The organism is Hamadaea sp. NPDC050747 (genome assembly GCF_040654195.1).
Classification (GTDB): Bacteria; Actinomycetota; Actinomycetes; order Mycobacteriales; family Micromonosporaceae; genus Hamadaea.
Genome location: NZ_JBFAHM010000011.1, coordinates 366113 through 377765, shown reverse-complemented (window position 1 = coordinate 377765; position 11653 = coordinate 366113). Strand labels below are relative to the sequence as shown.

At 71.5% G+C, this 11653-nt stretch carries 11 protein-coding genes; 8 read left to right on the top strand and 3 right to left on the bottom strand.

Going from position 1 to position 11653, the window contains the following annotated elements; translation table 11 throughout:
• Positions 1-116 precede the first annotated feature (116 nt).
• Positions 117-1064, bottom strand: a complete 948-nt coding sequence (locus AB0H43_RS27350) for a PHB depolymerase family esterase (protein WP_360003820.1) — start codon at positions 1062-1064, stop codon at positions 117-119.
• 111 nt (positions 1065-1175) lie between these two features.
• Between AB0H43_RS27350 and AB0H43_RS27345 the strand changes: the two genes are divergently transcribed.
• The 5 genes from AB0H43_RS27345 to AB0H43_RS27325 all read left to right on the top strand — a co-directional run bounded on the left by AB0H43_RS27345 (position 1176) and on the right by AB0H43_RS27325 (position 7202).
• The gene (locus AB0H43_RS27345; protein WP_360003818.1) at positions 1176-1847 is read left to right on the top strand and encodes a TetR/AcrR family transcriptional regulator; all 672 of its coding nucleotides are present in this window, start codon (positions 1176-1178) and stop codon (positions 1845-1847) included.
• 1 nt (position 1848) lies between these two features.
• On the top strand, positions 1849-2715 hold the full coding sequence (locus AB0H43_RS27340; protein ID WP_360003817.1) for an alpha/beta hydrolase: 867 nt from the start codon (positions 1849-1851) through the stop codon (positions 2713-2715).
• Between the two features lie 13 nt (positions 2716-2728).
• Positions 2729-4243 carry a long-chain fatty acid--CoA ligase gene (locus AB0H43_RS27335; protein WP_360003815.1) on the top strand — a complete coding sequence of 505 codons (1515 nt, stop codon included), beginning with the start codon at positions 2729-2731 and terminating at the stop codon, positions 4241-4243.
• Positions 4244-4342: 99 nt separating this feature from the next.
• Positions 4343-6004: a LuxR C-terminal-related transcriptional regulator gene (locus tag AB0H43_RS27330; protein WP_360003813.1), complete on the top strand. Its 1662-nt coding sequence runs from the start codon at positions 4343-4345 to the stop codon at positions 6002-6004.
• An 82-nt stretch (positions 6005-6086) separates the two neighbouring features.
• Positions 6087-7202 carry an NAD(P)/FAD-dependent oxidoreductase gene (locus tag AB0H43_RS27325; protein ID WP_360003811.1) on the top strand — a complete coding sequence of 372 codons (1116 nt, stop codon included), beginning with the start codon at positions 6087-6089 and terminating at the stop codon, positions 7200-7202.
• On the opposite strand, the gene AB0H43_RS27320 is transcribed toward AB0H43_RS27325, so the two are convergent.
• Positions 7169-7876, bottom strand: coding sequence for an SDR family NAD(P)-dependent oxidoreductase (locus tag AB0H43_RS27320; protein ID WP_360003809.1), 708 nt, complete (start codon positions 7874-7876; stop codon positions 7169-7171). The genes AB0H43_RS27325 and AB0H43_RS27320 overlap by 34 nt on opposite strands.
• Positions 7877-7900: 24 nt before the next feature.
• On the opposite strand from AB0H43_RS27320, the gene AB0H43_RS27315 reads away from it, so the two are divergent.
• Positions 7901-8311, top strand: coding sequence for a MerR family transcriptional regulator (locus AB0H43_RS27315; protein ID WP_360003807.1), 411 nt, complete (start codon positions 7901-7903; stop codon positions 8309-8311).
• Here the strand turns inward: AB0H43_RS27315 and AB0H43_RS27310 are convergent.
• Positions 8251-9165 (bottom strand): helix-turn-helix transcriptional regulator, encoded by a 915-nt coding sequence (locus AB0H43_RS27310; protein ID WP_360003805.1) that lies wholly within the window; start codon positions 9163-9165, stop codon positions 8251-8253. The genes AB0H43_RS27315 and AB0H43_RS27310 overlap by 61 nt on opposite strands.
• Positions 9166-9317: 152 nt before the next feature.
• Between AB0H43_RS27310 and AB0H43_RS27305 the strand changes: the two genes are divergently transcribed.
• Together AB0H43_RS27305 and AB0H43_RS27300 are read left to right on the top strand one after the other, a co-directional pair.
• Positions 9318-10778: an MFS transporter gene (locus AB0H43_RS27305; RefSeq protein WP_360003803.1), complete on the top strand. Its 1461-nt coding sequence runs from the start codon at positions 9318-9320 to the stop codon at positions 10776-10778.
• A 28-nt stretch (positions 10779-10806) separates the two neighbouring features.
• Positions 10807-11619: an alpha/beta hydrolase gene (locus AB0H43_RS27300; protein WP_360003801.1), complete on the top strand. Its 813-nt coding sequence runs from the start codon at positions 10807-10809 to the stop codon at positions 11617-11619.
• Positions 11620-11653 lie beyond the last annotated feature (34 nt).

Here is an 11653-nt window from a genome sequence, read left to right as displayed (position 1 = left end):
GGGGCGCTTCCATTGCGCCGCTACCGTGGGCCCCTACAATTGGGGCGTTGTATAGGGGTCCCCGGCCGATGTTGGGGGTATCTTTCGACCGGGAACCCTGATCCAGCGCGGACGGTTCAGGGCTTGGGGTGGGCCAGGAAGAAGTCCCAGCTGATCCCGGTGGCGTCGGGGCCGGCCGGGTCGCCGTAGAGGCTGCACGAGCACCCGCCCGGGTACGCGTGCCCGGCTCCGTCGATCATGTACTGCTCGACGAGGGGCTGGCCGGATGTCGTGCGGTAGGTCAGATGCCGGTACGTGCGCCCGCCGGGGGCCTGGGCGTACTCGACGGTGTCGGCGACGCTGTCGACGTGGCCCACGGTGGTCCACTGCCCGGCGATCCGGTACGCCGTCGACGGCGGGACGACGACGTCGGCGGTGCCCTGCCAGATCACCACCGGCACGGGCCGGGCGCGGCTGCCCATCTCGGCCAGCGCGTCGAGGCCGGCCTGTTCCGGCGTACGCAGTTGCAGGATGTCGCATTCGTACTCGCATCCGGCGAGGATCGCCGCGGAGGCGTACAGGTCTGGGTAGGTGACGGCCATGATGTTGGCCATGACGCCGCCCGCCGAGACGCCGGTGACGTAGACGCGTCGGGGGTCGACGCTGTAGGTGGACTTCATCCGGTTGGTGATCCCGGCGATGATGGCCGGTTCGCCCCAGCCGCGGTGCAGGTTGGTGGGCAGCGTCCAGTTCCAGCAGCCGGCCGGGTTGACCAGGTTGTTCTGGTCGGGGAACACGACGATGAAGCCTCGGCGTTCGGCTTCGGCGCTCCATCCGGACAGCAGGTCGAAGCCCACGTCGTTCTCGGTGCAGCCGTGCAGGGCGATGAGCAGCGGCATCGGCGTGCCCGCGCGATAGGTCGACGGGACGTAGCCGTGGTAGTCGCGAGAGCCGTAGATGCTGACGTAGGCGCCGGCGAAGTAGGAGCCGCCGGCGGCGTGCGCGGCCGGGGGCGCGGCCACGAACGCCGGGGTGAACGCGACGGCGGCGATGAGCGTGCGGAGCAGTCGGGACGGGATTGACATGCGCGCCTTCCTCTCGAGTACCATCAACCAATCGATTGGTTGGCTGCACTATGGCTCCGCCTTTGGCAAGATGTCAACCAATCGATTGGTATGGAATGTGGGGGCTGACGAATGGCGAGTTCGCCGGGCACGCCGCGCTGGGAGCCCAGACGGCTCAGCGCGGTCAAAGTCGAGCTGCCCGAGGGCGTGACGCCCGGGGGCACGCGCGGCCGCATCCTGCTGGGCGGGCTGCAACTGTTCGCCGAGCTGGGCTTCCACGGCACGTCGATCCGCGACCTGGGCTCGGCGGCCGGGATCAACTCGGCGACCCTCTACGCGCACTACCCGTCCAAGGAGCACATCCTGGCCGAGCTGGTGCTACTCGGCCACCAGGCCATGCACGAGCGGCTCCAGCAGGCCGTCCTCGACGCCCCGCCGGGACCGGCCGAGCAACTGCGCGCCCTGGTGACCGCGCACGTCTACGTGCACACCGACTTCCCGCTGCTGGCCCTGGTCGCCAACGCCGAACTGCACGCGCTGTCTCCTGAGCAGGCCGCGCCGTCGCTGGCGTTGCGGGCGCAGACGCAGCAGCTGGCCCTCGGCGTCGTCCAGCGCGGCATCGACGCCGGGGTGTTCCACGTGCCCGACGCGTACCTGGCCACCGCAGCCGTCAGCGCCATGGGCGTGCGCGTGGCCAGCTGGTTCGGGCCCGACCAGCCGTACCGCCGCGAAGAAATCGCCCAGTCCTATGCCGACTTCGCCCTGCGCGTCGTCGGCGTCACCTCTCCAGACAAGGACCGCTGACATGCAGCCCCTCGACATCGCACTGCCCGACGCCGCCGGGGCGTTGCGCGTACTGCGCTTCGGCGACGGCGACAACCTCGTCGTGGCCGCGCACGGCATCACCGCCTCGGCCATGTCGTTCGCCGCCGTCGCCCGCGCGCTGCCCGCCGACTGGAGCCTGCTCGCGGTCGACCTGCGGGGCCGCGGTGGCAGCGACCAGGCCCCCGGCCCGTTCGGCATCGACCGGCACGCGGCCGACCTGGCCGTGGTCGCTTCCCAGTTCGGTACGCCGATGGTGCTGGCCGGGCAGTCGCTGGGCGCGTACGTGGCGCTGCGGGCGGCCGCCCGCTTCCCCGAGCTGTTCACCCGGCTGGTGCTCATCGACGGCGGGCTGCCGTTGCCGGTGCCGGAGGGGGCCGACCCCGACGCCGTGCTGGAGGCGACCGTCGGCCCGGCCGTCGCCCGGCTGAAGATGACGTACCCGTCCGAGGCGGCGTACGTCGAGTTCTTCCAGGCGCACCCGGCGCTCAGCGCGGCCTGGAACGACGACCTGACCGCGTACGTCCGCTATGACGCCGTCGGCGAACCCGGCGCGATCCGCTCGCGGGTCAACCCCGAGGCGGTCTACACCGACGGCCGGGACCTGCTGGTCAACGCGGCGTCGTTCGGCGACGACCTGGCCGCCCTGACGATCCCGGCGACCCTGCTGTACGCCCCGCGCGGCATGTTCGGCCAGGAACCGGGGCTGCTTGCCCAGCCGGTGGTCGACCACTGGACCGCGACGACCGCGCTTACGGCGCACCTGATCGCCGACTGCAACCACTACACGATCCTGACCGATCCGAAGCCGGCCGAGGCGGTCGCCCGGGCGATCGCCGGCGACGAGTGAAGGAGACCCGGGCATGACCAACCTGGCCGCCAATCTGACCGCCTCTGCCGTCGAGTTCCCCGACCAGGTCGCGGTGAAGCTCGGCGACCGGACGCTCACCTTCGCCGAGCTGGACGACGCCTCGGCGCGGTTCGCCGGATACCTGCGGCTGAGCGGCGTCGAGCCGGGCGACCGCGTCGGCCTGATGCTGCCGAACGTGCCCGAATTCGCGGTGCTCTACTACGGCATCCTGCGCGCCGGCGCGGTCGTCGTGCCGATGAACCCGCTGCTCAAGGCCCGGGAGATCGACTACTACCTCGACGACTCCGGCGCCGCCGGGATGCTGGCCTGGCACACCGTCGCCGAGGAGGCCGCCCAGGGTGCGCACCGGGCGGACAGCGTCAGCCTGATCATCGACCCGGAGCGGTTCGCCCGCGAACTGTCCACCTACGACCCGGTGCCGGAGGTCGTCGAGCGGGCGGGCGACGACACCGCCGTCATCCTCTACACCTCGGGCACGACCGGCCGCCCGAAAGGCGCCGAGCTGACCCACGACAACCTGGCCCGCAACGTCGACGTCACCGCGCGTACGCTGCTCGACCTCGGCCCGTCCGATGTGGTGTTCGGCGGTCTGCCGCTGTTCCACTCGTTCGGCCAGACCGTGGCGCTCAACACCGCCGTGGCGGCCGGGGCGACGCTCGTGCTCATCGCCCGGTTCGAGCCGCAGGCCGCGCTCGAGCTGCTCGCGACCGAGCAGGCGACCGTCTTCGCAGGCGTGCCCACCATGTACGGCGCGCTGTTGCAAGCCGCGGCGGGGACCGATGTCGAACTGCCGAGTCTGCGTATCTGCGTCTCCGGCGGGGCGGCGCTGCCGGTCGAGCTGCTGCACCGCTTCGAGGCCCGGTTCGGGGTGGCGATCCTGGAGGGCTACGGGCTGTCCGAGACCTCGCCGGTGGCCTGCTTCAACCATCCCGACCGGCCCCGCAAGGCCGGCACCATCGGCACGCCGATCGCCGGGGTCGAGATGAAGGTGGTCAGCCTGCCCGGCGAGGACGGCGTACGCCGTGACCTGGGCGACGGGGAGGTCGGCGAGATCGCCATCCGGGGCCACAACATCATGAAGGGCTACTGGCAGCGACCCGAGGCGACCGCCGAGGCCATCGTGGACGGCTGGTTCCGCTCCGGCGACCTGGGCCGCCGCGACGCCGACGGCTACTACTCGATCGTCGATCGGGCCAAGGACATGGTGATCCGGGGCGGCTTCAACGTCTACCCGCGTGAGGTCGAAGAGGTCCTCTACGAGCATCCGGCGGTCGGCGAGGCGGCGGTGCTGGGCATGCCGCACCGTACGCACGGCGAAGAGGTCGTGGCCGTCGTCGTGCTGCGTCCGGGTGCCACCGCCACCCCGGAGGAGCTGCGCGACCACGTCAAGGCGCAGCTCGCGGCGTACAAGTATCCGCGGCACGTCTGGATCGTCGACGCGCTGCCGAAGACGGCGACCGGCAAGATCCTCAAGCGCGAGATCGCCCTTCCGCCGCTGGCCGGGTAACCCGCCGGTGGCCGTCGCACCCGCCTTGCGGCGGCCACCGGACGTATCCTTGAGCGGCGAGGACTCTTTCCGGGCCCGAAGCGTGAAGGCGGGAGCGGCGTGGCAGCGATCGACCAGTCCGTCCCGAACCAGGACCTCGCCGACGGCCGGACGGCGGCCGAGCGGCACGCCTGGGCGGACGCCTTCGACTCGCTCTGCCGCGCGGCGGCGGCCACTCCCCTGCCACCCGAGGATCTGTTCCTGCTCGCGACGGCCGCGTATCTGCGGGGCGAGGTCACCGCGTGCGTGGACGCGCTGCGGCGTGCGTACGAGATCGACGTGCGGGAGATCCGCCCCCGCCGGGCGGCCCGAGCCGCGTTCTGGATGTCGTTCGCGCTGGGCAACCAGGGCGAGATCGGCCAGGCGAGCGGCTGGCTGGCCCGGGCCGAGGCGCTGCTGGCGGCGGAGCCGGCCGACTGCGCCGAGCGGGGGCTGGTGCTGTCGGCGTACGCCTTCCGCAGCAACGCGGGCGGTGACTTCGCGCAGGGGGCCGCCCTCGCTCGTCGGGCGATCGAGATCGGCCGTCGCACCGGCGATCCCGACGTGCAGGGCCTGGCGTTGACCCAGTGCGGCGGTGCGTTGGTCAAACTCGGACAGGTCGCCGCGGCGGTGCCGATTCTCGACGAGGCGATGCTGGCCGTCGTCGGCCGCGAGATCTCCCCCATCGCGGCGGGGACGGTGTATTGCGTGGTCATCTCGGTGTTCAGCGAGATGGCCGAGATCCGGCGGGCTCAGGAGTGGACCGACGCCCTCACCGGCTGGTTGGACCAGCACCACAACATGATCGTCTTCTCGGGGCGTTGTCTCGTGCACCGCGCCGAGCTGCGTCAGCTGCACGGCGACTGGCCCGGCGCGGTCGAGGAGGCCGAACGCGCCTGCCGTCGGCTGTCCCGCTCGCCGGAGGTGATCTCCAGCGGTGGAGCCCGCTACCAGCAGGCCGAGGTGCTGCGGCGGTGGGGCGATTACGTGGCGGCCGAACAGGCGTACCGGGCGGCCGCCGAATGGGGGCATGAGCTGTGCCCGGGCCTGGCACTGCTCCGGCTGGCCCAGGGCGACACCGCCACCGCGCGGTCGGCACTTCGCCGGGCGCTGGGCGAGACGTCGGACCGGCTCCGGCGAGCCCGGCTGCTGCCCGCCCAGGTCGAAGTCGAACTGGCCGCCGGGGACCCGGCGTCGGCCCGCGCGGCAGCGGCCGAACTGGCGACGATCGCCGAGGTCTACGGAGCCCCGGCGCTGCTCGCCCAGGTCCATTACGCCCGCGGAGCGGTCCTCCTCGCCGAGGGCGACCCGGCGGGCGCGCTCACCGAGCTGCGCTCGGCCGCGCACCACTGGCGCGACCTCGACGTGCCCTACGAGGCGGCCCGGTCACGTGTCCTCATTGCGCAGGCGTGCCGCCGGCTGGGCGACGAAGACACGACCGCACTGGAGCTGGCCGCGGCGGAGGCCGTCTTCACCCAGCTCGGCGCCCAGCCTGACCAGGCCCGGGTGGCCGCGCTGCGGGCGGATCCGGCGCCTTCCGCGCACGGGCTGACCCCACGCGAACTGCAGGTGCTCCGCCTCGTCGCCACCGGCAAGACCAACAGCGCCATCGCCCGCGAGCTGTCGCTGTCGGAGAAGACCGTCGAGCGTCACCTCAGCAACGTCTTCACCAAGATCGGCGTGTCGTCCCGGGCCGCTGCCACCGCGTACGCCTTCCAGCAGCACCTCATCGATCAGTCGTGAGGGAAATCCCCCATCCGGCGATCGGACAGGGTGCGGGGTTCTGCCGAAGCGCGCGTACTCGGGCCGGCCATAGCGTCGGGGCATGAACACGAACCATGTCGAGACGCTGATCATCGGAGCCGGCCAGGCCGGCTTGTCGACCGGCTACCACCTGCGGAGACTGGGCCGGCCGTTCCTCATCGTGGACGCCCACGACCAGATCGGCGACGTCTGGCGGCGGCGCTGGGACTCGCTGCGGCTGTTCACCCCGGCCCGCTACGACGCCCTTCCCGGAATGGCCTTCCCCGATCACGGGTTCGCCTTCCCGACCAAGGACCAGATGGCCGACTACCTGCAGGCGTACGCCGAGCGGTTCCAGCTCGACGTGCAGACCGGCGTACGCGTCGACGCCCTGACCCGGACCGACGAAGGTTTCCTCGTCGACGCAGGCGCGCGGCAGTACACCGCGGACAACGTCGTCGTCGCGATGGGCAACCAGCAGCAGCCGAAGCTGCCCGAGTTCGCCGCCGACCTGAGTCCGGCCATCACGCAGCTGCATTCGATCGCCTACCGCAACCCGAGCCAGCTCCAGCCGGGCACCGTCCTGGTCGTCGGCGCGGGCAACTCCGGCGCCGAGATCGGCCTCGAACTCGCGCGTACGCACAAGGTGGTCGTCGCGGGCCGGGACACCGGGCACCTGCCGTTCCGCATCGCGGGCTGGCCGAGTCGCCTGCTGTTGAGCCGGGTCGTGCTCCGGCTGGTCTTCCACCGGCTGCTGAGTGTCGCCACCCCGATCGGGCGCAAGGCCCAGGCGGCCGCCCACAGCGGTGGCGGGCCCCTGATCCGGACCCGGCCGCGGGAGCTGGCCGAGGCCGGAGTCGTCCGCGCGCCCAAGATGGTCGGCGTGCAGGATGGCCTGCCGGTGCTCGCCGACGGCCAGGTCGTCGCCGCCGACAACGTCGTGTGGTGCACCGGCTACGAACCGGGCTTCTCGTGGGTGAACATTCCCGTCCTCGACGGCGTGACACCCCGGCACGAGCGCGGCATGGTGCCGGAGGTTCCCGGGCTCTACTTCACCGGGCTGCACTTCCAGTACGCCTTCTCCTCCGGCATGGTGCAGGGCGCGGGACGCGACGCCGACCGCGTGGCGAAGGCGATCGCGGCCCGCCCGGTCACCGCACCGATTCACCAGGGCAGGGTGCCGTTGGCGTCGAAGTAGCCGCCGGTGGGGCCGTCCGGTCCCAGGCCGGCCATCCGCACGATGATCTCGGCCCCTTGCTCGACCGTCTGGTGCCCGGTGTTGCCATTGAGGTCGGTCTTGGTGAAGCCCGGCTCGACGGCGTTGATCCGGATCGCCGGGTACGCCTTCGCGTACTGCACGGTGAGCATGTTCAGGGCGGTCTTCGACGCCGGATACGCCACCCCGGGATACGCGTACGCCGGAGTGCCGGGCGTCGTGACCCGGGCGAGCGAAGCCAGGCCGCTGCTGACGTTGACGACGACCGGGGACGCCGAGCGGAGCAGCAACGGCAGGAACGCGTGCAGGACGCGTACCGGGCCGAAGACGTTGGTCTCGAAGGTCTGGCGCATCATCTCGGCGTTGAGCCCGTCGGCGCCGACGATGCCGCCGTCGTGCATCTCGACCTGGATTCCGGCGTTGTTGACCAGCACGTCCAGTCCGCCGTCGGCATCGATCGCGCGAGCCGCCGCTTCGACGGAGGCGTCGTCGGTGACGTCGAGCTGCACCGAGCGTACGCCCAGCCGCAGCGCCGCCGCACGGCCGCGCTCCGCGTCGCGGCTTCCGATGTAGACGGTGTGGCCGGCGTCGTTCAGGCGGCGGGCGGTCTCGAGGCCGAGGCCTTTGGTCGCGCCCGTGATCAGGGTGGTTGTCATGATCATGACCCTAGAATTGAGAGCGTGCTCGAAGTCAAGGGAATGACCATCGCCGAGGCGGCCCGGCGTACCGGGGTCAGCGTGCACACGCTGCGGTACTACGAGCGGGCGGGGCTGGTCGTCACGGTCGGGCGGACCGCGACCGGGCGGCGGCGTTACCAGCAGATTGACCTGGACTGGATCACGATCTGCACCCGGTTGCGCGCCACCGGCATGCCGATCCGCACCATCCGCCGGTACGCCGAACTCGTGGCCGCGGGGCGGGGCAACGAACGGCAACGGCTGGCGCTACTGGAGGCACACCGCGCGGAGGTCGCCGCGCAGGTGGAGGAATTGCGGCAGAATCTCGCCGCCATCGATCACAAGATCGACGTCTACCGGGACCGGATCGAGTCCGGGGACGCCGACGGGCTCTGGGAACCGGGAGCGGACTGAGCCGGCGCCGTGGACGCCAGCAGCCGCAGCGCCGCGTCCGACGGCGTACCGGGGGCGGCGGTGTAGGTGATGATCCGGGTGCCGTTGCCGTCGGGCAGGTGCAGCAGTTCGAAGTCCAGGTCGAGGGGGCCGACCTCGGGATGCTGGAACCGCTTGGTGCCGGTCATGCAGTTCTGTACCGACTGACGCGACCACAACGCCGCGAACCCTCGGCTCTTCATCGACAGCTCGCCGACGAGTTCGGCCAGCTCGCGGTCGTCGGGATAGCCGCCGGTGACCAGCCGCAGCGAGGCGACCGCGCGGGCGGCCTCCTCCTTCCAGCGGGGATACAGCTCGCGAGTATGCGGGTCGCAGAACAGCATCCGAGTCAGGTTGGGCCGGTCGGCGATCCGGTCCGGCGCGCCGAAGTCGTGGTGCCCGGCCAGCAGCAGGTGGCCGAGCTGGTTCCAGGCGAGCACGTCGCTGCGGCGGTCCATGACGACCGCCGGTACGCCGCTCATCGCCTTCAGCAGTTGGCGTACGCCCGACCGGGCGGTCTGCGGGCGCGGCGGACGCGGTCGGCGGGCCGGTCGCGGGCGGGCCAGGTTGTGCAGGTGCGCTCGTTCGTCGTCGGACAGGTTGAGCGCCCGGCCGAGGGCGTCGATGACCGACTCGGAGGCGTTGGCGCTCTGCCCCTGTTCCAGCCGGGTGTAGTAGGTGAGGCTGACCCCGGCGAGCTGGGCGAGTTCTTCCCGGCGCAGGCCCGGCACCCGGCGAGCCCCGTACGAGGTGAGGCCGACATCCTGCGGGGACAGCCGGGCGCGCCGGCTGCGCAGGAACTCGCCGAGGTCGGTGCCCGTCGTTTCGCCGTTCATGATCACAGTGTGCCTCGCGGCGGCGGGCGTTGCCTGACCCTGCGAGTGATAGGCAGCCGCTGACCAGTCAGATCGCGGTCTGGTGGGGGTTCGGAGAGCCGCCGCAGAGTGAATCGCATCCCGATCATCACTGCGGAAGGACACCGATCGCCATGGCGGTCCTCGATCAACTCGACACCGCGGCCCAGGCCGCCTCCGCCAGCACCGCGGCCCAGGCCGCCACTGTCAAGACGGGCCGACGCGACCGGCTCACCCTACTCGTCCTGCTGACGGCGGGCTTCACCCTCGCCGTCGACTTCTCCATCCTCAACGTCGCGCTGCCGGTGATCGGCGGGGACGTCGGCCTGCCGTTGCACGCTCTGCAATGGATCGCCACCGCGTTCGCGTTGTGCGCCGCCGGGTTCACCCTGCTCTTCGGACGGATCGCCGATCTGTTCGGACGGCGTCGGCTGTTCCTGGCCGGTTTGGCGCTGCTGGGCGTCTCGTCGCTGGCCGGCGGGCTGGCCACCACGCCGGGCGTACTGCTGGCGGCCCGGGCGTTGCAGGGCCTGGCCACCGCCGCCGTCACCCCGGCCGCGCTGTCGCTGCTGACGACGTCGTTCGGCGAGGGACCGAGGCGCGACAAGGCACTGGGCCTCAACGGCGCGCTCACCGCCGCCGGATTCACCACCGGCGCGATCCTCGGCGGCGTGGTCACCGACCTGTTGAGTTGGCGGTGGGCGTTCTTCATCAACGTCGTCGTGGCCGTCGTGGTTCTGCCGATCGCGGTCCGCGTCCTGCCGGAGGGCCGGCCGCCGGCTCGGCCCGCGCTCGATCTGTCCGGCGCCGTGACGGTCACGCTTGGGCTGCTCGCCTTGGTGTACGGGTTGACGACCGCTGGCCAGACGTCGTGGCGTGATCCGCTCGTCCTCGGTTCGCTGGCGGCTGCGGTCGCATTGCTGGCCGCGTTCTGGGTGATCGAGCGCCGCCACCGGCAGCCGCTCGTGCCGGTCTCCGTGCTCCGGCGGCCGACGGTGGCCTGGGGCAACTTCGCGGGGCTGATGGCGTTCGCGACCGAGACGTCGCTGGTCTTCCTGCTGACCCTGTATCTGCAGGACGTGCTGGGCTATTCGCCGCTGGCGGCCGGGCTCGCGTTCTCGGTGCTCGGCGCGGGAACCGTCGCCGGTGGGCTGCTCGGCCCGCGGGTGATCCGCCGGCTGGGCGCCAAGGCGGGGATCGTGACCGCGCTGCTGGTGCAGACGGCCGCGACGGCGCCGCTGGTCCTCCTCGGCTCCGATCCGGCCTGGATCGGCCTGCTGCTGCCGCTGACCTTCGTCGGCGGCGTCGCGAACCTCGTGGCGATCGTCGGCTTCATGGTCACCGCCACCTCGGGGCTGCCGGACGGCGAGCAGGGCCTGGCGACCGGTCTGACGACGATGAGCCAGCAGGTCGGGATCACGCTCGGCATCCCGGTCATGTCGGCGGTCGTCGCGGGGTCGCTGGGCAGTCACGCCGGCTCGGGCGCGGTGCTGCGCGCGGTCACGATCGCCGTCGCGGCCAACGCCGTGCTGTGCCTGGTCGCGGCGCTTCTGATCGCGGTCTTCCTGCGTACGCGGGCCGGCCGGCGGGCGTAGGCGCCGGTTGCGCGGTAGCGTCCGGGACATGAGCTTTCTCGATGTCCCGGGCGCCCGCCTGTACTACGAGTCGCAGGGCGAGGGCCCGTTGCTGCTGCTCATCGGGTCGCCGATGGACAGCACCGGGTTCACCCCGCTGGCCCAGGTGATGGCCGAGCGGTACACCGTGGTGACTTACGACCCGCGCGGGATCGGCAAGAGCACCCGGGACGACGCCGACGCGGACATCACGCCGGAGATGCAGGCCGACGACGTGCACCGGCTCATCGAGAGTCTCGGCGGCGGGCCGGTCGACTACCTGGGCAGCAGCGGCGGCGCGATCGTCGGGCTCGCGCTGATCACGGCGCATCCGGGCGATGTGCGTACGCTGGTCGCCCACGAGCCGCCGATCGTCGAGACGCTGCCGGACTCCGCCGAGGTCCACGCGAAGTTCGAGGAGATCTATCAGACGTTCCTGGCGCAGGGCAGCATGCCGGCGCTGACGATGTTCCTCACCTATGCGGGGCTCGCCGGGATGGGTCAGCAGGAGGACGTGCCGCGCTGGGAGCCGTCACCGGAACAGCTGGCCACCATGGAGGCGACCAACAAGGTCTTCTTCGGCCATCTGATCCGGCAGACCACCGCGTTCGTTCCGGACCTGGACGCGTTGCGAACGTCGCCGGTCCGGATCGTGGTCGGAGTGGGCGCAGCGTCGAAGGGCCAGTTCGCCCGGCGGTGCGCCGAGGTCTTCGCCCGCCAGGTGGGACTGACACCGATGGAGTTCGCCGGTGACCACGGCGGCTTCGCCGCCCACGCTCCGGAGTTCGCCGAGCAGCTCACAGCGGTGCTGCAGGAAACCTGACAGGGAAGAGCCGGACCGATAGCGATGCCGACTT